The following is a 20,750-nucleotide window of genomic DNA, read 5'->3' on the forward strand; positions in this document are numbered from 1 at the left end:
CTGCTTATGTTTGAATTCGTTCTATTTTAGTATTTCATATCTTTTAAAATATCACAGAAGTCAAAGGTTGCAAAATAATCCTGTGGAGTTTCTCCACGGCGAATCATCTGCACGCTGCCATCTTCTTTGAGAAGAAGCTCCGGCGATTTCAGTTTGCCGTTGTAGTTATAACCCATAGCATATCCATGAGCACCGGTATCGTGGATAACCAGATAATCTCCAATGTCAATCTTTGGTAGCATACGGTCTACGGCAAATTTATCATTGTTCTCACAAAGAGAACCGGTGACATCGTATTTGTGGTCGCAAGGTGCATCTTCTTTGCCGAGGACGGTGATATGATGATAAGCACCGTACATAGCCGGACGCATCAAATCGCAGGCACAAGTGTTCAAACCAACATATTCTTTGTAAATATGTTTCTGATGAATGCATTTTGTTACGAGATTGCCATAAGGTCCAAGCATGAAGCGGCCAAGTTCAGTAAAGATAGATACATCACCAAGTCCTGCCGGTACCAGAATTTTCTCAAACTGTTTGCGGACACCTTCACCGATTACCGCAATGTCGTTTGGTTCTTTGTCTGGTGTATATGGAATACCAATACCACCGCTCAAGTTGATAAATGTAATATTGGCACCTGTTTTCTCTTTCAATTCTACTGCGAGTTCAAACAGGATGCCGGCAAGCGTCGGATAGTATTCGTTGCTTACGGTGTTACTGGCAATGAAAGCATGAATACCAAAGTTTTTAGCACCCAGTTTCATTAATTTTTTGTAGCCCTCAATTATCTGCTCTTTGGTGAAGCCATATTTGGCATCGCCTGGGTTGTCCATGATGTCTGTACCGAGTTCAAATACGCCGCCTGGATTGTAACGGCAGCAGATGGTCTCTGGAATGCCGACATTCTCTGCTAAAAAGTCAATGTGAGTAAAATCATCCAGATTGATGTAAGCACCGAGTTTGCTTGCTTTTTCATATTCAGCAAGTGGTGTCACATTTGAGGAAAACATGATGTCATTATCATGAAATCCAAGGGATTCTGAAAGCATTAATTCGGTCAGAGAAGAGCAGTCAACTCCGCAGCCTTCTTCCTGTAAAATTTTAAGGATAAATGGGTTTGGTGTTGCTTTTACTGCGAAATATTCGCGATAACCCTTGTTCCATGAAAATGCCTTTTTCAAAGCGCGGGCATTTTCGCGGATTCCTTTTTCGTCATAAATATGAAATGGAGTCGGATAAGTTTTTTCAATTTCCTTAACCTGATCCAAAGTTAAAATTGTTTTCTTTTCCATGGTGAAAATTCCTCCAAATGATGTAGTGGGAATTACTTTAATTTCTCGCCGGTGAGTAATTCGTAAGCCTCCAGATACTTGTCAATCGTTTTCTTGGCAACATCTTCCGGAAGTTCCCAATCGTGGTTTCCTTCATTTTCTTTGAGCCAGTCTCTTGCAAACTGTTTGTCAAAGGATGGCTGGCCGTGACCCGGCTCATATCCTTTGGCAGGCCAGAAACGGGAACTATCCGGTGTCAGCATTTCGTCACCGAGAACAATGTTCCCATTTTCATCAAGACCAAACTCAAATTTTGTATCGGCAATGATAATACCTTTTTTCAATGCATAATCTGCACATTTTTTATAAAGAGCGATGGTATAATCGCGAAGCTTTTCAGCATACTCTTTTCCTTTGCCAGGAAATTCTTTTTCCAGTACATCAACGCTTTGCTCAAAAGAGATATTCTCGTCGTGATCACCGATTTCAGCTTTTGTGGAAGGTGTGTAAATTGGTTCCGGCAATTTGTCGGATTCCTGTAAACCTTCCGGAAGCTTGATGCCACATACGGTTCCGTTCTTTTGATAGCTTGCCCAGCCACTGCCAGTGATATATCCGCGCACAATACATTCAATCGGAAGCATAGTCAGTTTGCGGCACATCATGCTGTTGCCATCATAGGCCGGTTGCTGAAAGAATTCCGGCATATCTTTTACGTCGGCAGAAATCATGTGATTTGGGACAATGTCTTCAGTAAGGTCAAACCAGAATTTCGACATCTGGGTTAAAACAGTTCCCTTTTTAGAAATGATGTTTTTCAGAATTACGTCAAAACAACTGATACGGTCAGTTGCGACCATAATCAGACTGTCACCGTTGTCGTAAATCTCTCGTACTTTACCTTCTTTGATTGGTTTCCATTCGCTCATAGCGGTACCTCCATCTTTTATATGTTCGTCATTTACATAGTATAAATTTTTTTAACGAACCTGTCAACAAGGCAAAGCAAATCAAGTTCATTGCATTTTCAAAAAAAGGTGTCCGCAAATTTCCCATTCAGGAACGCTCCCGCTTAGGTGAACACACGTAGCGGTGCATGAGGGTATACTACGCCCTCTATGCACCGACGGTGTTCAAAATCCTTCATGGTGAAATTTGCGGACACCTTTTCTTGAAAAATTACAATTGAATTAATTTAGTCAAATCTTTCTTGATTTAAGTTACTGTCTGAAAGTGCATGCAACCTAAATTGCTGCCAAACAAAAAAAGAGTTGCATAGTTTTTTATTATTTTCTGAAAAAAAACAACCACGGAGAAGAAAATTGGCAAAAAACGTTGTTTTGCAGCCCAATTTTCTTTACTCAATCGGGATAATGTCCCAAAAATGCAACCATAAAGGACAAATTAAAGAAAAAGAGTTGTCTGGTGAGGAGATGGCAGGTGTGTGCAGGATTTTTTTGCATATTTACTGGTTTAGAGATTTGCCCACAGGAAGTGCTTTGGGAGTTTTCAGAATTTGTAATTTAGTGGAACCGCTTGGGAAGAGTGGGTTTTGAGTGCGTCATCAGGAGGCACTGGTGGTTTCAGTGCCCCTGATGTTACGCAGCTCAACGAGTGAGAACGCCCACGAGACACAAGCGGTTCCACTAAATTACTGAAACCTGAAAATTGACACACCACCCACCCCATGATTTACTTGAAAAAAACAAATGTTTGCTTTATACTAATAACGATTGAGCAAAAAAAGGCATATGTGCCGATAAAAGGCTAGTTTTAGAATGAGAGGTTTATCTTTATGAGCAATTACAGCGGCAGTGATATTGTAATCTTAGAGGGGTTAGAGGCAGTTCGCAAACGTCCGGGAATGTATATCGGAAGTACCGGAACGAGAGGACTTCATCATATGATATGGGAAATCCTTGACAACGGAATTGATGAGCATCTTGCCGGATTTTGTAACGAACTTCATTTAACGTTGTTAAAGGATGGCGGCGTTGTTGTCGAGGATAATGGACGTGGCGTGCCGGTTGACATTCACCCGACAAAGAAGATTCCGACGGCACGGGTTGTATATACCGTATTGCATGCGGGTGGTAAATTTAATAGTGATGTGTATAAAGTTTCCGGTGGTCTGCATGGTGTGGGTGCATCGGTTGTAAATGCGCTGTCAAGCCACATGATTGTGGAAATAAGACGAGATGGAAAAGTGTACCGGGATGAGTATAAAGATGGCGGTAAGCCGGTGACAAAATTAGAAAAAGGACTTTTGCCGGTTGTTGGAACCTGCATGAAAAATAAGACAGGCACGAAAGTTACTTTTTATCCGGATGATTCCATTTTTGAAACGGTGGAATTTAAGCCGGAGACGATTCGTAAAAAATTAAAAGAAATTGCTTACTTGAATAAAAATCTCAAAATTGTTTTCAAGGACGAGCATACGGGAGAAGAGCAAACATATCTGGAGGAGTTTGGAATTCAGAGCTATATCAAGTACATTAATCGTGATACTGCGGTTCTCCATGATGATGTTATTTATATAGAAGGAAAAAGTGGAGACATTGAGGTAGAAGTCGCTTTTCAGTATACACAGAATTATAGCGAGCAGATTAACGCTTACTGCAACCGTATCAATGTGGCAGACGGTGGAACGCTGGTTACCGGTTTCAAAACGGCACTGACACGAATTATGAACCAGTATGCAAGAGAATTAAACTTCTTAAAAAATAAAGAAGACAATTTTGATGGAAAAGATATCAGAAATGGTTTGGTTGCGATTGTTTCCATCAAACATCCGGACCCGCAGTTTGAGAGCCAGACGAAAAACAAACTCGGTAATACGGATGCAAAAACCGCAGTGGATGAAGTATTTAACCGTGAGGCACAGCGTTATTTTGATAAAAATGTGGAAGTGTTAAAACGAATCCTTGAAAATGTACATAAATCTTTTAAGGCGAGAACAGCAAGTGACAAGGCGAGAAAAGGTGTGATGAAACAGCTCCTTGATGTGGATACCAAAAGTAAACTTGCAGCATGTTCTTCAAAAAAATCAGAGGAATGTGAAATTTATATTGTCGAGGGTGATTCTGCGGGTGGTACTGTTAAGACGGCGAGGAACCGAAGAACACAGGCGGTTCTTCCACTTCGCGGAAAGATTCTGAATGTAGAAAAAGCACCACTTGAAAAAATTTTGGTAAATAACGAAATTAAAACAATGATTGCTGCTTTTGGCTGCGGAATCGGTGAAAATTTCGACATTAAAAAACTTCGTTACGATAAAATTATAATTTTAACCGATGCCGATGTCGATGGGGCACATATCAGCACGCTGCTGCTTACATTTTTCTACCGGTTTATGCCCGAACTGATTTATCAGGGAAAAGTATACCGCGGTCTGCCGCCGCTGTACCGGGTATCGTATGAAGATAAAAAAGGCAAGAAAAAGAATAAAGTATCCGAATATTTGTTCAATGATTTTGAACTTGAAAAATTCCGAAAGACCGGGAAAAAGATTTTGGAATTGCAGCGTTACAAAGGTCTCGGAGAGATGGATGACACGCAGTTATGGGAGACGACCTTAGACCCGGAGAGCCGTATTTTAGCACAGGTATCTATCAGCGATACGGTAGAAGCCGATGAAGTAACTGATATTTTGATGGGAAGTAACGTTCCACCGAGACGACAGTTTATTATGGATGAGGCGAAATACGCCAATCTGGACATTTAACGGGAGGAAAATCAGATGAGTGAAGAAAATATTATACAGTTGGATTTTTCAGAAGAAATGAAAACATCTTACCGCGATTATGCAATGAGCGTTATTGTGGCACGTGCTCTCCCGGATGTCCGTGATGGGTTAAAACCGGTTCAGCGCCGTATTTTGTATGCTATGAAAGAACTCGGATTGTCGCCGGACAAGCCACATCGAAAAAGTGCGCGTATTGTCGGTGATACGATGGGTAAATATCATCCGCATGGTGACAGTTCGATTTATGATGCGCTCGTGCATATGACAGAAGATTATTCATTGAATGCACCGCTTGTTGACGGTCACGGAAATTTCGGCTCAATTGACGGAGACGGTGCGGCTGCCATGCGATATACCGAGGCACGTTTGTCAAAACCTGGTATGATGCTGTTGGATAATTTGGACAAAGGTCTGGTTGATTTTTTACCAAACTTTGATGACAGTGAAAAAGAACCGGCCGTACTGCCGGCCACGCTGCCAAACCTTTTAATTAACGGAACAACAGGAATTGCCGTCGGTATGGCAACAAACATTCCGCCACATAATCCGACGGAAGTCATAGATGCCGTAATTGCGTACATGGACAGACCGGGAATTTCCATTGATAAATTGATGGATTACATTCCGGCACCGGATTTTCCAACCGGTGGAATCATTATCAACGCTTCCGATATGCGGGATATTTATGAAAAAGGAGAGGGAAAAATCCGTCTGCGTGCCCGCACAGAAATTGAAAAAGGAGATGCCGGCAGAACAAACATTGTTATCACGGAAATCCCTTACACCATTTCCGGAAATAAATTAAAACTCGTGGAAAGTTTAGCTGCGCTGGCAAAAGATAAAGTATTTGATGAGATTTATGATGTGCGCGACGAGTCCTCCAAAGAGGGTATTCGTATCGTTGTCGAAGTAAAAAAAGGCCGCGATATTGACAATCTTTTAAATGGACTTTATAAGAAATCCCAGATGGAGGATACCTATGGCGTAAACCTTTTGGCAATCCGTCCGACGGAAAATGGAACCGGACAGCCAAAAGTATTTAATTTGAAATCATTGATCGAGGAATTTGTTTTATTCCAAGAGGATTTGTATACAAGAGAGTATCAGTTCCTTTTGGAAAAGGCAAAAAAACGTCTGGAAATCGTTGAAGGGTTGATGAAAGCAACCGATGTAATCGATTTGATTATTGAAATTCTTCGTGGTTCTTCCTCCGTGAAACAGGCAAAGACGTGCCTTATCGAGGGAATTACGGAGGGAATCAAGTTTAAGAGTAAGGCATCGGAAAAAGAAGCAGCCACACTTTCCTTTACGGAAAATCAGGCGGATGCCATTCTTACGATGCAGTTGAGCAAGTTAATCGGACTTGAAATTTTAAAACTTCATGAGGAAAATGATACATTGATTGCGAATATTGCAGAGTATGAAAAGGTTCTTTCGGACAGTAAAGAACTTTATAAAGTTATTAAGGGAAGACTTCGTGAATTTAAGAAAATCTTTAATTCGCCACGCCGGACAAGCCTTATGGATACGGTGGCTAAAGCCTATGTTGAAAAAGTGGTTATTGAAGATTTGTATGTCTGCTTTGACCGCTTTGGCTATACCAAGGCAATTGATGCGGCTGCATTTGGACGGGCAAGCGAGGAAACAAAGAAAGATTTCAGTTTTGTACTGAAAATCAAGAACACGGATAAACTCTGCATTTTTACAGACAAAGGCAATATGCATCAGGTGAAGATGGAGAAAGTGCCAAGATGTAAGATGAAGGATAAAGGTACATTGATTCACTCACTGTGTAAAATGGAAAATGACGAAGAAGGACTTCTCTATGTCAGCTTTGAAGAATTGTTTGAGTCCATTTTGTTATTTGTGACAAAGAACGGTTATATTAAGTTAGTGTCCGGAGCGGAATTTGAGACCGGACGCCAGATGATTGCGGCGACAAAACTGGATGCGGACGATGAAGTAGTTGGTGTAATAATGCTTTCGGCAAGCGATGTTCTCACCGGAACAAAGAAAGTAATTCTTTTGACAAAAGACGGTCTTTCTCTTGGATTCCCGCTTAGCGAAGTGAGCGAACTCAAAAAGACAAGCCGAGGCGTAAAAGGAATTACATTGGAGAAAGAGGATACAGTTGCATTTGCAACGGTTGTTCATCCGGCTGCGGAAACATTTGAATATGAAGGAAAGACTTTAAATGCACGCAGGGTACGAAACCGCAAGCGTGCGGCGAAGGGGCAGAAAGCGAATTTGATGCAGAATACGCTTACACTTGAATAAGAAAATGAAACTTTTTCAAATTTACGTTAATGTTTTTATGCCTTCGTCCGATAAATATAGTAAGAAACGGTAAATGCGTTTTAATATAATAAGAATGGAGGCGTTGTTTTATGAGAATTGATGCGTATATGCAGGTAAGCCAGATTTACCAGGCAAACAAAACCAAAAACGCTCCAAAGACAGGAAAGGCAGGCAGTCGTGATTCCTTAGAGATTTCCAGTTTCGGAAATGCTTATCAGGTAGCAAAACAGGCTGCGTCACAGGCATCTGATGTCAGAGAAGACAAAGTGAAAGAGATTCAGGCACAGATGGCAGCAGGAACCTATTCTGTATCAATTGAAGATGTCGCAGACAAGATGGCAGATGCACTGCTTTCTTAATGACATAGGAGGGTATACATTTGGCTAGTTTGATGGAGGAACTGATTCAGACGCTGGATGCAGAAGAAAAGTGTTATTCTCAATTGATTCCGATTGAGGAAGAGAAGACGAGGGCGATTATTGCAAATGATTTAGAAGCTTTGCAGGATATAACCGTCAGAGAACATGATTTGGTGGATGAGACATCTGCCTTGGAAAACAAACGGGAACGAGTGGCGATTGATATTGCTACTGTTCTTGGGCGTGACCCGAAGACGATTACACTTGAGCAGATTGCATCGGTGTTGAAAAATCAGCCGGCAGACCAAAAGAAACTGCAGGAAGTGCATGACCGGTTACGGAGAACCGTTTCACGACTGCAGGAATTGAACAATCAGAACAAACAGCTTTTAAAAGAAGCAATTGACATGGTTGAATATAATATGAATGTGATACGAAGTACACGGATGTCTTCAGGAAGCAGCAACTATTCCAGTGATGCGTCCGAGGTGGCAGGTATGGCACCTCAGCATGGGATGTTTGATGCAAAACAATAACAGGCGCATGGATGCGATAGCCACCGCCTGTTTTGTTTTCGAGGACGGTTGTACTTTTTTTTATAAAGAATGGAGATGAGAACATGGGTAATCTGATGACAAGTTTTAATGCGGGTGTTTCGGGACTTCACTCCGCACAGCAGTCGCTGACTGTTACATCGCATAATCTTGCCAACGCGGGAACCGTAGGCTATACAAGACAACAGGTTCTTGTGACGGATTCCTTTTATCAGAAATCGTACGGAGTACATGACAATGTTATGGCGGTTGGTACCGGAACGACGATTTCATTGACAAGACAGGTTCGCAATACCTTTTTGGATGATCAGTACCGGCTGCAGGTTGGACGCCAGCAGTTTTATCAGGCGAACAGCAATGCGGCACTGGAAATAGAAGATATGTTGGGTGAGCTGCACGGCGAAGAATTTCAGAGCAGCATTACAGACCTCTGTGGTGCGTTGAGTTCTTTGGCAACCCACGCAGACGATATTGTATATAAAGACCAGCTTGTAATGATGGCATCCCAGTTTATTGAACGGGCAAAGGTGTTGCAGGATGAGTTAAATACCTATCAGACGAGTCTGAACACGGAAGTAAAAAAACAGGTGGATACGATTAATGATTTGGTTGGAAAAATCAAAGAGTTAAACAGAGATATTCAGAAATACGAGGCGACCGGAGAGCCGGCAAATGACTACCGTGACAAGAGAAATGAGTATTTGGATGAACTCAGCCAGTACATAACATTTGAGACGAATGAGCAGCCGGATGGAACCGTTATGATTTATTCGGAGGGTGGATATCTTTTGGACTCAGTCAATCAGTATTTCCTTACAACGAAATACGAAAGTGACACCTCCAAACTTTTAAAACCGGTCTGGGAGACCGGCGAGAATTATTACCGCTATGACAGCCTAGAGTATTCCAGTGAAAATAATACGGATGTAGGCGGGCTTCGCGGACTTTTGGTGGCACGAGGCAGTTATGCGGCAACCTATGTAAATGTTCCGCAGAAACCAAAGGAAGAAGATTACAAAAATGGCGGCGTGCTGGATGTGAATGCTTATAACCGCGCTATGGATCAGTTTAATGATGATTTGGAAGTTTATAACAAAACCATCGGTGCTTCCGTTGTGATGACGATTCAGAGTGAATTAGATACTTTGATTCATGGGATTGTAACAACCGTCAATGATGTGCTCTGCCCGAACAAAGAGATTACAATCGAAGTTGAGGACAAAGATGAAAATGGCGTTGTGACCGGAACACATACCGAAAAAATTAAAGTACTGGATGAAGAGAAGGCACTGATTGGTGATGATAAAAACCGTACGATGGGAACAGAATTATTTTCCCGCCGTGGTGTGGAACGCTACACCAAAGAAAATGTAACAGTTGTAAATGATGATGGTACGACAAGTGTAGTGCCTGTTTACCGTTATCAGGAAGAGGATCCGTCCGATGTGTATACGATGTATACGACGAGCCAGCTTGTGCTGAATCCGACTGTTGGAAGAGATTCTTCCACACTGCCGACGATGTACAGTGATAAGAGCGATGGTAAGAAAGGTTATGCAAATAATGAACTGCTTGGCATTGCACAGGCGTTTGACGAGTCCATTGGAACACTAAATCCAAATTCATTGACAACATATGATATTAAACATTTTTATGTTGGTATGGTAACTGAACTTGGTACACAGGGCAATGTTTGGAATGGTATTATTGACAACCAGAATATCACAGTAAATACCATTGACAATGAGAGACAGAATGTAATGGGAGTTTCTACCGAGGAAGAACTCTCTAATATGATTAAATATCAGCAGTGTTATAATGCATCATCAAGATACATTACGACAGTGGCACAGATGTTAGAGTATTTGATTGAACGGTTAGGAGGATGATGATATGGCATCAACATTTGGTTCTTTGGAGATAGCAAAATCCGGTATGATGGCGTACAATGCAGCGTTGCAGACAACGGCACATAACGTGGCAAATATTGAAACAAAAGGCTATTCCAAACAGACAGTAAATATGGTTTCGTTAGTTGGCAATAAAACTTCTGTAACAGTTCAGGGGTTCGGTGTAAATGTTGCAAGTATCACAAGAAACCGAAACGAATATTACGATACGAAATATCAGCGCACGCAGTCAACTTACAATTACTATCAGACACAGTCCTATTATCTGAAAGCATTACAGGATCAGATATGCGGAAATGTAACCAGTGATGAGAAGTCAAGACTGACCGATGCATTTGATGATTTTTTTAGTGCGTTAAGTAATCTTAGAGGAAATGCCAATAACAGCACCATTCGCCGTCAGGCAGTAACAGTAGGTGAAACATTTACCGATTATGTGCAGAATGTGGCAACCGGTCTGCAAAAACTCCAGGATGAAGCAAATACACAGGTGAAAACCTGCGTTGATCAGATTAATGCATACGCAGAAAAAATCGTGGCGTTGAATAAACAGATTGACACAGTAGAGGCGTATGGCGGAATTGCGAATGACCTTCGCGACCAACGATCCCTTTTGATTGATGAGTTGTCCCAGTATTGTGATGTGGAGACAAAAGAAATCCCACCGGATAACGGCGTAGGTGAAAATCAGTTCTATGTTTATATCAATGGGGGAACACTTGTGGACACCTATAAAGTGAACGCACTGGTAACTAAGCAGAAAGACACCTATGTAAACATTAACGATATCACTGGTTTGTATGATGTCAGCTGGGCAGATGGAAGTACCTTCAATATGCATAGTACAGCAATTGGCGGACAACTTCAGTCGTGTATTGAGACTCGTGACGGAAATAATGCAACAAATCTTCATGGCACTGTTGACTCAATTGCGAACGATGCCGATGGAAAACTTGTTCTTACTGTTACCGGAACAAACTGCAATGATGTGCAGGTGTTAAATATTCCGGCACATGATGGTGAGATTACTATTAATAACCGCACTTATGCGTATGATAATTTTGAAGTAAAAGTGGATGCAGCAGGTAATTTTACGTATGACTTTACGTTGAAAGGTACAACAAAAGCTGCTGATGCGAAAGCACTTCAGATTGCGGTGGCAAATGGTTATACCGCACAGGTTGGTGATTCGATTGACAACCGTGGTGTTCCGTATTATATGGCACAGTTAAATGAATTTGTCCGTACATTTGCACAGGAATTTAACCGTGTTCAGAATGGCGGTTATGATTTGCATGATAATCCGGGTGTTGACTTCTTTAATGCAACGGTCAAAGCAACCGGCGACAACTATATTTTCCAGGAGTCGGTAGACGGAAAAGACGCTTCCTTTACTTCGGAGGCGAAGAAAAATGCAGACGGCACCTACACCGGTTCTTACTATTACATGACTGCATTGAACTTCTCGATTACAAAGAAAGTTGCGGATGACCCGGGATTACTTGCATGCAAGGCAAAAGCAAATCCGGATGACAATGTAGGAAGTGATAACGGTGATAATTTGCAGAAACTGACAGAAATCAAGGACAACTCGAAAATGTTTGTCCACGGTGCACCGGATTCCTTTATTCAGTCACTGACTGCACTGCTTGGTGTTGATGCGAAAAAAGCGGATACGATGGAAAAGAGCCAGAGCAATCTTTTGTATGCCATTGATACCAACCGTAAATCGGTATCCGGCGTAGATGAAGATGAAGAAGGTTCGGATATGATTGTGTTCCAGAATATGCTGTTTAACCAGTACAAGATGTTAAATGTGTTAAATGAAGTACTGGATAAATTGATTAATGAAACCGGCGTGTGATGCCGATAAATAAAGTATAAAAAGATGAATTTGAGATTCGGAAACGGAGGGCTGACATGAGAGTAACGAATACGATGATGCGTAACAATTCCATGTTGAATATGCAGAAAAATAAGGTGGCATATAATAAATATCTGACACAGTATAATACGCAGAAAAAAATACAGAGACCATCGGATGATCCGACGATTGCGGCACGTGCCCTCAAATATCGTACAACTTTGGCAGAAATTGATCAGTATCTGACAAATATCAAGGATGCAACATCCTGGATGGGTGCGACAGAAACTTGTTTGAAAACTGTTAATACAAAACTTACGGATATGATTGATTACTGCACACAGGCGGCTACCGGCACTTATAATGAGAAAGACCGTGCGGATATTGTGACACAGTTAAAGCAGTTTTCAAAATATATCTATGAGCAGAATGCCGATGCGGATTATGCCGGACGTTATCTGTTTACAGGATTTCGTACCGATGTGCCGATGCTTTTTGATAAAGAGGAGACGGGGACTACTTATACGATTACAGAGAATATTGATATTAATACCATTAATAAATATCAGTATGTATATGGAGAGGCGTCTTACAATGCGGGAAGCAGTGCGGCGGATTATGCCAATCAGGCATCCGAGTTTGCAACGACGCACCGTGCACTTTTATCTTATGATAAATTAGATGATAACCAAACAGTAAAACTTACTTATACGGACTCGACCGGAACACAGCAGACAGTTACTGCAATTACGAAGAGTGTAGCAGCGGATACAAAGTATAATGAGCATCTGCACCCGGGAGCTGATGAGGTGTATTTTGTTCCGGAAACCGGTGAGCTTGTATTTGGTGACGATGTTTATGACAGTATTCGTGCCGGAAAAGATTTGAGCGTTGATTACAAGAAAACAGAATTTGCTGCAAAAGATGTGCGTCCGGAACATTATTTTAACTGTACGGCAGTGGATAATACAACCGGAGAGGTATCGAATTACCGCACAGCAGGTACTCAGAATATGATGTACCAGATTAATTTTAGTCAGACTTTGGTTGTTAATACAGAAGGCTGTGATTCCATTAATCTGGCAGTTGGCAGAACGATTTCTGATATTACAAATATCTGTAATGACTTGGATGTGATGGAAGCCAATCTGAAGTCTGTGGAGAAGCGGATTAATGACTGTGATGAAAATGATAAAACAACATTGGCCAATCTCAATGAGTTAAAGAGCCAGATTGAGACAGAGATTCAGCTTCAGAAGACGGTGCTTGGAAAAACGCTGGGCTCTGCGATTACGACCTGCCAGTCAGCAAAAGATGAATTGAATGTGGCACTTGCTGACCATGGTTCCCGTTATAACCGTATGAGTATGACAAAATCGAAACTGGAACAGCAGCAGAATGATACAAAAGAAGCAAAATCCGATAATGAAGATGCAGATTTGGGAGAGGCTTATGTAAACTTCTCGGAGGCGGACCTTTTGTATCAGGCGACTTTGAATGCGACATCGAAGATACTCGGTCAGTCACTGCTTAACTTTATTTAATTAAGGAGGAATTGGGATGTTAGTAAAAACAAAATTTTTTGGGGAAATCGATTTACCGGAGGAAAAAATCATTACTTTTGAACGCGGTTTGATTGGGCTTGCTGATTATAAAAAATTTACGATTTTATATGACTGTGAAAAAGAGAACAGCAACATTTCCTGGTTACAGAGTGTTGAGGAACCAACTTTAGCACTTCCGGTTGTAAAACCATGGATTATAAAGGAAGATTATAATCCGGTTGTTGAAGACGAGCTGCTTTCTCATATTGGAGAACTGACGGAAGAGAATCTTGTGATTTTAGTCACAATGACAGTTCCGGAACAGATTGAACAGATGTCAGTGAATTTAAAAGCACCGATTATTGTGAATGCTGACACAAGAAAGGGTGCCCAGATTATCTGTGACAATAACGATTATGAGGTGAAATACAAAATATATGACATCCTCAATGCAAAAAAGGGGGATTGTTGATATGTTAGCATTAGCAAGAAAAGTAAATGAATCCATTATTTTAAATGATAATATCGAAGTCACTGTTTTGGAAGTAAAAGGGGATCAAGTGAAAATTGGTATTAACGCACCAAAAGATGTTCCGATTTACCGCAAAGAACTTTTTGTACAGATACAGGAGGCAAATGCAGCGGCGGCCAATACGGTAAATCCGGCAGCACTTGGTGAGCTGTTAAAAGACAAATAAATAGGACAAAAGAAGAAGCGTTTCACGAATTTTGGTAAAGGGGTTAATTTTTTTGAAAAGGTAGCCGATATTTACTTTAAGTTAGGGAAAACGTTTCTTTTTTATTACACATGGAGGTGTTATTATGGATATGGAAAGTATTAGTAGTGTTAATTCAAATTATAGCTCGACAGAGAGTGTTAAGGTTAAGCGTGCACCGGTTGAAAGTGCACATACAGCAGCGCAGTCTGTTTCCGAGGCTTCTTCTGCAGCTGTGAGGACGGTATCTGAATCCGGAGAAGCGACGAATCAGAACTGTGGAAACAAAGAGCATAACCCAAGCGAAGCAACGATTGACGATGCGGTAAAAAGCGCAAACCGTCGTATGGAGCATACGCGTTGTGAGTATTCGTATCACAAAGAGACAAATCGTGTTTCGATTAAAGTGATTAATGAGGATACCGATGAAGTCATCCGTGAAATTCCACCGGAAAAATCTTTGGATATGCTCCAGAAGATGTGGGAGATGGCTGGTATCTTAGTAGATGAGAAAAGATAGGAGGTATCACTATGGGAATCAGAATGAGTGGATTATCATCCGGTATGGATACAGAGGCAATTGTAAAAGAATTGATGTCCGCCCAGAGTATGAAGAAAAATAAAGTAGTGAAGGCAAAAACAAAACTGGAGTGGACACAGACTAAATGGTCAGAGTTGAATACCAAGCTGACAGGTCTTTATAATAATTTTGTGTCTAAAATGCAGTTATCTACTGCTTATAAGACAAAGAAAACAACAGTTTCGGATGCGACAAAAGCAAGTGTTGCAGCAAAGACAAGTGCTGCGAACGGAAATTATTCGATGGAAATTAAAAATGTAGCAACTTCTCAGTATTTGACCGGCGCTAAAATTAATGCAACTGCATCGGACAAATTGACAGATATTGATTCTTCGCTTTTGAATAAAGAAATCAGTATTACAGTTGGTGCCAAGACAACAAAGTTTGCTGTTACTGCAGACACTACATTAAAAGACTTCACGAGTGCTTTGCAGAGTGCGGGTCTAAATGCAAGTTTTGACGATGCACAGAAACGTCTGTTTATCAGCAGCAAAGAAAGTGGTCTTGAAAATGCTTTTTCTATCACGACATCAGGTATTACGGATGCGGAGGTGAATGGCAGAAAGGCACTTCGCGATGCGGCCGGTTACAGCAGTATGACAAGCAGCAATAAGAAACTGTTTGATTCTGCAATGGAGAAACTGCAGACGTCGGGCGTAGGAACCGATGATTATAACAGTGCGTTAAATACGATTGCAAAGCTTTCCTATGAGACGAAGAAAACGTCAGCGGAAAATGCTGCGACGACTTACGTAAAAGCAAAAATTTACAGTGAGAAGTACAGTGAGTATGAAGAAAAGGCAAAAGAGAAGTTAAAAGACACCTATTTTGAAGAAGATGGCAGTCTGAAACCAGGTAAGACACAAGAGGCTTATGATGCAGCAGTGGCAAAACAGGCTGATGCTGATACAACTTCGTATGTAGGAACGCAGTTAAAGGAAAGCGATGTGAAGTTGCAAATTGATGAAGCAGCTTTTTCCGGCAAGACGGAAGCGGATATGGCTGATTTCAGTGAAGAGGCAGTAAAGAAATATTATGGTGAAACGGTAACCGCCTTTACCGGTATGGATGGCGTAGATGAGGAGAGCGAAAAAAACCGCCTTACTTCCTATGTACAGGATTATGCTTCTATTTCTGACCGTGATGAGGTTCTGGCAGGTTCCGCCTTATCCGGACTTGGTATGGCTGATATCGCAGTCGATGCAGATGGAAATGTTACGGTTAATGGTGGAGCAAATGACAGCAGTAATTCCACGATTCCAAAGGGTATGGCGTTGATTGAAGCTTCTGACAGCAAGATTATTTTGAACGGGGCAGAGCTTACATCCTCTTCCGCCGTTGTTTCAGCGAATGGATTGGATATCACACTGACCGGATTGACAAAAACAGATGAGCCAATTACTTTCTCTGTAACAAATGATACGGAGAGTGTTTATAATTCCATTAAGAGTTTCCTGAAAGAATATAATTCTGTAATGAAGGAAATGAACACACTTTACAATGCGGATTCTGCCAAAGGTTATGAGCCATTGACCAGTGAGGAAAAAGAGGCAATGTCAGATGACGATGTGAAACTTTGGGAGGATAAGATTAAAAAGTCCCTGCTTCGCAGTGATTCAACATTGAGCAGCATTATGAGTTCAATGCGTTCGGCTATGATGTCAACAGTTGAGTATGATGGCAAAACATATGCGCTTTCCAGTTTTGGTATTATGACATCAACGGATTATACAGAAGGTGGTCTGCTCCATATTTATGGAGATGCGGATGATTCTGTATATTCGGCAAAAGATGATAAACTCAAAAAAGCACTTGATGAAGATCCGGATGCTGTAATTGCAACATTGACCGGTGTCTTTGGCAAACTTCGTGAGACTATGAGCCAGAAGATGTCGGCAACGAAATACAGCAGTTCCTTGACTTTCTACAATGATATCAAGATGAAGAGTGATGTGAAATCGTATGAAGATGAGATTGAGGACTGGGAAGACAGACTGGCTGAGATGGAAGACAGTTACTACAGTAAATTTACTGCGATGGAGACTGCGCTTGCAAAACTGCAGTCACAGCAGAGTTCCATGTCAAGTCTTTTTAGTAGTTGATGAGTAAATAAGGGAGAAGTTTGAGTATGAATCAAAATACGATTAATGCATACCAGAGAAATGCTATTCTGACGGCATCGCCGGCAGAACTTACACTGATGCTTTATGATGGGGCGATTAAATTCTGTAACATCGCAATTATGGCGATTGAAAAAAAGGATATGGAAAAGGCGCATGTGAATCTGAAAAAGGCACAGGCGATTATTTCCGAACTCCGTGTGACACTCGATCATAAGTACCCGGTGTGGGAAGATTTTGACCGGGTGTATGATTACATTTACAGACGTCTTGTAGAAGGAAACATGAGCAAGGAGATTGATGTAATTGAAGATGCTCTAAAGTATATTCGTGAGATGCGTGACACTTGGAAGGAAGTAATGAAGAAAGCTGCCGGTGCGAAGTAACCGGCAGGACAGATGTGAGGGGATGCCGATGAATTCAAACAATAGTGTCTATGTGAGAATGATGGTGGATGTGCTGAAAAGAAAAGAAAAAATTTTGCAACAGATTCTGGAACAGACGAAAGAACAGGAAGTAATTCTAAAACAGGAGGACGTCGATTACGACCGTTTTCAAGAACTTTTAGATGAAAAAGGAAGACAAATCGATGAACTGAATCAGATTGATGAAGGTTTTGATGCTCTGTTTAAGAAGGTTGAAAAAGAAATCACGGTTCACAAAAAAAACTATTTGACAGAGATTGTTACGATGCAGAAATTGATTTCTGCGGTATCAGATTTGGGTCTGCGGATTCAGGCACTGGAAGCGCAGAATAGTGAACGTTTCAAAATCTATCTTGCGTCAAAGCGCAAGCAGATACATGATTATCATGTGAACAGTCAGACGGCATCACGTTATTATCAGAATATGGCAAATTCACATCGACCGGAGCAGTCGTATTATTTCAATGAAAAGCAATAAGTTATTAGACAGACTAGGACAGGTCTTATTCACCTGTCCTAGATTGTTTTATGAAGGGAGAAAATAAATGGATATAAAGGGAACCATCCTGCGGGCAAAAGACGGTCATCCGGTTCCGGTTTTAGAAAGAGATGGACTTAAAAGACATCTTGGAAGTATGTATGATGGAGCGGTTGCGGCGTCATGCTGGTGCGAAAAAGTGGTGTCAAAACGGACGGAAAATATCATTTTGTTTGGCATGGGGGACTGCCGGATTGTGTTGGAACTTATCGAAAAGGTGCCGGGGCAGATATTAGTTTATGAGCCGGAAAACTTAGTGTTTTCACAGATGCGAACAAGTAATCTGTATAAAAAAGCGGTGAAATGCCGCCGTGTGAAAATTTTTCAGGCATCGGAGCATGCTAAATTTTCTTGTACTGCGAAAGATTTACTGGATGATGACTGGGTGGAGGAGACAATGCTTGCGGTGCATCCGGGTTATGTGGACTGGTATGAGGAAGAATTTTTGGAAGTGCAGGAAATCTGCCAGAAAATATGTGATGATATTACGTTTATGAGAGCACCGTTAAAGCGTTTTACGGTGGCGATGATACGAAACCAAATTGCGAATTTCCCGAACATGACAAAAGGAGTTCCATTAAGGCGTCTTTACCGAAAGGGAAATGCAGATATTCCGGTTATATTAGTGTCTGCGGGACCATCGTTAGAGAAGAATGTGGAAGATTTAAAAGAGGCGAAGGGACATGCACTGATTTGGTGTGCGGATGCTGCATTGCCGACGCTGCTTTCTCATCAGGTGATACCGGACTTGGTTGCAAGTGTGGATGCCGGAAAAGATTTATTTTGTTTTGAAGATGAGAGAAGTAACCTGATTCCCGTATTAGGGTCTTCCAATACAAGAACTGAATTTTTAAACCGTAATACCGCAAAGAAAATATGGGGATTTGACCATGAGCAGATTTTGATGATGCAGAAACGTGCAGGAATTGAGATATCACAGGTTCCATATTATCTTGGTGTTTCGACGGCGATGTTTTCCTCAGCCGTTGAATTTGGAGCAGAAAATATTATTTTTGTTGGTCAGGATTTAGCATATGCATCCGATGGTTCATCTCATACAAATGGGAAAAAAGAATATTATGTAGACGCGAGCGGAATTGAAACAGACGGTTATTATGGAGATAAAGTGTATTCCCGCATGGACTGGCTGGAATTTAAAGACTGGTTTGAGAAGATGATTGCCCTTTACCCATCGATTACTGTGACGAATGCAACCGAAGGCGGTGTACGGATTGAGGGAACGATTCAGAAACCGCTAAAAGAGGTCTGTCAAGAACTCGGGCAGAAGGCGGTTTGCTTTGAAGATTTTCTGGAGGCTGAGGACAATCAGATTACAGAAAAAGAGGCTGTTCTTATGAAGGAGCAGATGGTGCAGTGTGTCCGCGATTTAGAAGCAGTTCGCTTGTGGGGGTACGATGTGACATTCTTTGAAAAAGATTATCATCAGTTCCCGGTGATGAGCATGATTCTTTCGTATATGAAAATACTGGAAGGAGACCGAAGGGAGCGTTTTGAGACGGCGTTATCCTTTGTGTCGGATGAATTGGAAAAAGGAGGATGGGGCAGATGACGATTTGGCAGCAGATTGCGGTTTGCTTTTATCAGAATGAAATTGCAGACGGCATGGATTTGTTTATGGCAAATGCAGCAAAACTTGGTACAAACAAAAGCGCAGCTCCATTGATCAATCCAATTTTTGATGCAATTGAGCGGGCAGATTATACATATGCAGCGGATCTTTTGTACCATGAAATACAGGGTGAATAAAAAAATAAAAAGAAAAATCAAAAAAATTTAATTTAGGGGTTAAGTATTTTGATGCCTATCCGATATATATAGTGTCAGGAAGATAATACACTTCCAAACAGACGATAGTAACGAGCGGAGTGGGCGAGAAATCATGGCAGGGCCCGCTGTGATGGAAGCCACTCCTCTCGATATTATAACAAAAAATTAAAAACAACCCGTAAAAGGAATTGCGGTGTATTACAAGGAGGTAATCATTATGATCGTACAACACAACATTACATCAATGAACGCTAACAGACAGTTAGGAATCGTAGGAAACAACTTGGCTAAATCTACTGAGAAACTTTCCAGTGGTTACAGAATCAACCGTGCAGCTGATGATGCAGCAGGTCTTGCTATTTCTGAGAAAATGAGAGCTCAGGTTCGTGGCTTGAATCGTGCATCTGACAACGCACAGGATGGTATTTCTCTTATCCAGACAGCTGAGGGTGCTATGGATCAGCAGCATGCAATCTTACAGAGAGCTCGTGAGTTGGTAGTTCAGGCATCTAACTCCGGTGTATTGGATAAAGACAGTGATGACGATTTCCAGAAGATTCAGGACGAGTTGAATGAAATCGGTAAAGAGTTTGAGCGTATCAACTCTGATACTGAGTTCAACAAGAAAAAACTGTTGGATGGTAACTACACAAGCCAGTATTTCCAGGTTGGTGCAAACAAAGAGCAGGGTATCTCTGTTTCTATCGCTAAAACAACTTGGACTAATCCTGATATCACTGGTGGTGATGGTAAAGATAACTCTGCAGTTATCGATACAATCGATGACATGATTAAGAGTGTAACAACTGAGCGTTCTAAACTTGGTGCTGTTCAGAACCGTCTTGAGTACACTGTTAAAGTGGATGACAATACGGCTGAGAACATGCAGTCTGCTGAATCCCGTATCCGTGATACTGATATGGCAGATGAAATGACAAAATTCTCCAAGGAGAGCATCTTGCAGCAGGCAGCTACTTCTATGCTGGCTCAGGCAAACCAGGCAAATCAGGGAGTACTTTCTCTGTTACAGTAATC

General features: G+C 41.4%; 19 protein-coding genes. 17 read left to right on the forward strand and 2 right to left on the reverse strand.

Going from position 1 to position 20,750, the window contains the following annotated elements:
• Positions 1–26 precede the first annotated feature (26 nt).
• Together DW005_RS01365 and DW005_RS01370 are read right to left on the reverse strand one after the other, a co-directional pair.
• Complete coding sequence (locus DW005_RS01365) at positions 27–1,295, reverse strand: diaminopimelate decarboxylase (RefSeq protein ID WP_117477865.1); 1,269 nt, start codon at positions 1,293–1,295, stop codon at positions 27–29.
• A gap of 32 nt (positions 1,296–1,327) precedes the next feature.
• Positions 1,328–2,203 (reverse strand): phosphoribosylaminoimidazolesuccinocarboxamide synthase, encoded by an 876-nt coding sequence (locus DW005_RS01370; RefSeq protein ID WP_117477866.1) that lies wholly within the window; start codon positions 2,201–2,203, stop codon positions 1,328–1,330.
• Between the two features lie 393 nt (positions 2,204–2,596).
• Here DW005_RS01370 and DW005_RS01375 point away from each other — a divergent pair, with 393 nt between their 5' ends.
• The 17 genes from DW005_RS01375 to DW005_RS01455 all read left to right on the forward strand — a co-directional run bounded on the left by DW005_RS01375 (position 2,597) and on the right by DW005_RS01455 (position 20,748).
• Positions 2,597–2,830, forward strand: a complete 234-nt coding sequence (locus DW005_RS01375) for a hypothetical protein (protein ID WP_117477867.1) — start codon at positions 2,597–2,599, stop codon at positions 2,828–2,830.
• A gap of 239 nt (positions 2,831–3,069) precedes the next feature.
• A complete protein-coding gene (locus DW005_RS01380) occupies positions 3,070–4,998 on the forward strand; it encodes a DNA gyrase subunit B (protein WP_022377342.1) in 1,929 nt (642 codons plus the stop codon).
• Between the two features lie 15 nt (positions 4,999–5,013).
• On the forward strand, positions 5,014–7,296 hold the full coding sequence (locus DW005_RS01385; protein ID WP_117477868.1) for a DNA topoisomerase (ATP-hydrolyzing): 2,283 nt from the start codon (positions 5,014–5,016) through the stop codon (positions 7,294–7,296).
• A 110-nt stretch (positions 7,297–7,406) separates the two neighbouring features.
• On the forward strand, positions 7,407–7,676 hold the full coding sequence (gene flgM / locus DW005_RS01390) for a flagellar biosynthesis anti-sigma factor FlgM (RefSeq protein WP_022377340.1): 270 nt from the start codon (positions 7,407–7,409) through the stop codon (positions 7,674–7,676).
• 20 nt (positions 7,677–7,696) lie between these two features.
• Positions 7,697–8,212 (forward strand): flagellar protein FlgN, encoded by a 516-nt coding sequence (locus DW005_RS01395; protein WP_022377339.1) that lies wholly within the window; start codon positions 7,697–7,699, stop codon positions 8,210–8,212.
• An 83-nt stretch (positions 8,213–8,295) separates the two neighbouring features.
• The gene (gene flgK, locus DW005_RS01400; protein ID WP_117477870.1) at positions 8,296–10,119 is read left to right on the forward strand and encodes a flagellar hook-associated protein FlgK; all 1,824 of its coding nucleotides are present in this window, start codon (positions 8,296–8,298) and stop codon (positions 10,117–10,119) included.
• 4 nt (positions 10,120–10,123) lie between these two features.
• Positions 10,124–12,004: a flagellar hook-associated protein FlgK gene (gene flgK, locus DW005_RS01405; protein ID WP_117477871.1), complete on the forward strand. Its 1,881-nt coding sequence runs from the start codon at positions 10,124–10,126 to the stop codon at positions 12,002–12,004.
• A gap of 56 nt (positions 12,005–12,060) precedes the next feature.
• Complete coding sequence (flgL, locus tag DW005_RS01410) at positions 12,061–13,548, forward strand: flagellar hook-associated protein FlgL (protein ID WP_117477872.1); 1,488 nt, start codon at positions 12,061–12,063, stop codon at positions 13,546–13,548.
• Between the two features lie 16 nt (positions 13,549–13,564).
• Positions 13,565–14,020, forward strand: coding sequence for a flagellar assembly protein FliW (gene fliW / locus DW005_RS01415; RefSeq protein WP_022377335.1), 456 nt, complete (start codon positions 13,565–13,567; stop codon positions 14,018–14,020).
• A gap of 1 nt (position 14,021) precedes the next feature.
• Positions 14,022–14,246: a carbon storage regulator CsrA gene (csrA, locus tag DW005_RS01420; RefSeq protein ID WP_022377334.1), complete on the forward strand. Its 225-nt coding sequence runs from the start codon at positions 14,022–14,024 to the stop codon at positions 14,244–14,246.
• Positions 14,247–14,370: 124 nt separating this feature from the next.
• A complete protein-coding gene (locus DW005_RS01425; RefSeq protein WP_022377333.1) occupies positions 14,371–14,784 on the forward strand; it encodes a flagellar protein FlaG in 414 nt (137 codons plus the stop codon).
• An 11-nt stretch (positions 14,785–14,795) separates the two neighbouring features.
• Complete coding sequence (gene fliD, locus DW005_RS01430) at positions 14,796–16,946, forward strand: flagellar filament capping protein FliD (protein WP_117477873.1); 2,151 nt, start codon at positions 14,796–14,798, stop codon at positions 16,944–16,946.
• 26 nt (positions 16,947–16,972) lie between these two features.
• Complete coding sequence (gene fliS / locus DW005_RS01435) at positions 16,973–17,350, forward strand: flagellar export chaperone FliS (RefSeq protein ID WP_117477874.1); 378 nt, start codon at positions 16,973–16,975, stop codon at positions 17,348–17,350.
• Between the two features lie 28 nt (positions 17,351–17,378).
• Positions 17,379–17,867 (forward strand): flagellar export chaperone FlgN, encoded by a 489-nt coding sequence (locus tag DW005_RS01440; protein ID WP_181974907.1) that lies wholly within the window; start codon positions 17,379–17,381, stop codon positions 17,865–17,867.
• 67 nt (positions 17,868–17,934) lie between these two features.
• Positions 17,935–19,497, forward strand: a complete 1,563-nt coding sequence (locus DW005_RS01445) for a 6-hydroxymethylpterin diphosphokinase MptE-like protein (protein WP_117477876.1) — start codon at positions 17,935–17,937, stop codon at positions 19,495–19,497.
• Positions 19,494–19,694 carry a hypothetical protein gene (locus DW005_RS01450; RefSeq protein ID WP_022377328.1) on the forward strand — a complete coding sequence of 67 codons (201 nt, stop codon included), beginning with the start codon at positions 19,494–19,496 and terminating at the stop codon, positions 19,692–19,694. The genes DW005_RS01445 and DW005_RS01450 overlap by 4 nt, the downstream gene beginning before the upstream one ends.
• A gap of 238 nt (positions 19,695–19,932) precedes the next feature.
• The gene (locus DW005_RS01455; RefSeq protein WP_117477877.1) at positions 19,933–20,748 is read left to right on the forward strand and encodes a flagellin; all 816 of its coding nucleotides are present in this window, start codon (positions 19,933–19,935) and stop codon (positions 20,746–20,748) included.
• Positions 20,749–20,750: the final 2 nt, after the last annotated feature.

The sequence above is a fragment of the Clostridium sp. AF36-4 genome, from assembly GCF_003435975.1.
GTDB lineage: Bacteria > Bacillota > Clostridia > Lachnospirales > Lachnospiraceae > Eubacterium_F.

Coding starts and splice junctions, on each gene's coding strand:
- DW005_RS01365 (WP_117477865.1), bottom strand. CDS start 1,295: ATGGAAAAGAAAACAATTTTAACTTTGGATCAGGTTAAGGAAATTGAA.
- DW005_RS01370 (WP_117477866.1), bottom strand. CDS start 2,203: ATGAGCGAATGGAAACCAATCAAAGAAGGTAAAGTACGAGAGATTTAC.
- DW005_RS01380 (WP_022377342.1), top strand. CDS start 3,070: ATGAGCAATTACAGCGGCAGTGATATTGTAATCTTAGAGGGGTTAGAG.
- DW005_RS01385 (WP_117477868.1), top strand. CDS start 5,014: ATGAGTGAAGAAAATATTATACAGTTGGATTTTTCAGAAGAAATGAAA.
- flgM (WP_022377340.1), top strand. CDS start 7,407: ATGAGAATTGATGCGTATATGCAGGTAAGCCAGATTTACCAGGCAAAC.
- flgK (WP_117477870.1), top strand. CDS start 8,296: ATGGGTAATCTGATGACAAGTTTTAATGCGGGTGTTTCGGGACTTCAC.
- flgK (WP_117477871.1), top strand. CDS start 10,124: ATGGCATCAACATTTGGTTCTTTGGAGATAGCAAAATCCGGTATGATG.
- flgL (WP_117477872.1), top strand. CDS start 12,061: ATGAGAGTAACGAATACGATGATGCGTAACAATTCCATGTTGAATATG.
- fliW (WP_022377335.1), top strand. CDS start 13,565: ATGTTAGTAAAAACAAAATTTTTTGGGGAAATCGATTTACCGGAGGAA.
- csrA (WP_022377334.1), top strand. CDS start 14,022: ATGTTAGCATTAGCAAGAAAAGTAAATGAATCCATTATTTTAAATGAT.
- DW005_RS01425 (WP_022377333.1), top strand. CDS start 14,371: ATGGATATGGAAAGTATTAGTAGTGTTAATTCAAATTATAGCTCGACA.
- fliD (WP_117477873.1), top strand. CDS start 14,796: ATGGGAATCAGAATGAGTGGATTATCATCCGGTATGGATACAGAGGCA.
- fliS (WP_117477874.1), top strand. CDS start 16,973: ATGAATCAAAATACGATTAATGCATACCAGAGAAATGCTATTCTGACG.
- DW005_RS01440 (WP_181974907.1), top strand. CDS start 17,379: ATGAATTCAAACAATAGTGTCTATGTGAGAATGATGGTGGATGTGCTG.
- DW005_RS01445 (WP_117477876.1), top strand. CDS start 17,935: ATGGATATAAAGGGAACCATCCTGCGGGCAAAAGACGGTCATCCGGTT.
- DW005_RS01450 (WP_022377328.1), top strand. CDS start 19,494: ATGACGATTTGGCAGCAGATTGCGGTTTGCTTTTATCAGAATGAAATT.
- DW005_RS01455 (WP_117477877.1), top strand. CDS start 19,933: ATGATCGTACAACACAACATTACATCAATGAACGCTAACAGACAGTTA.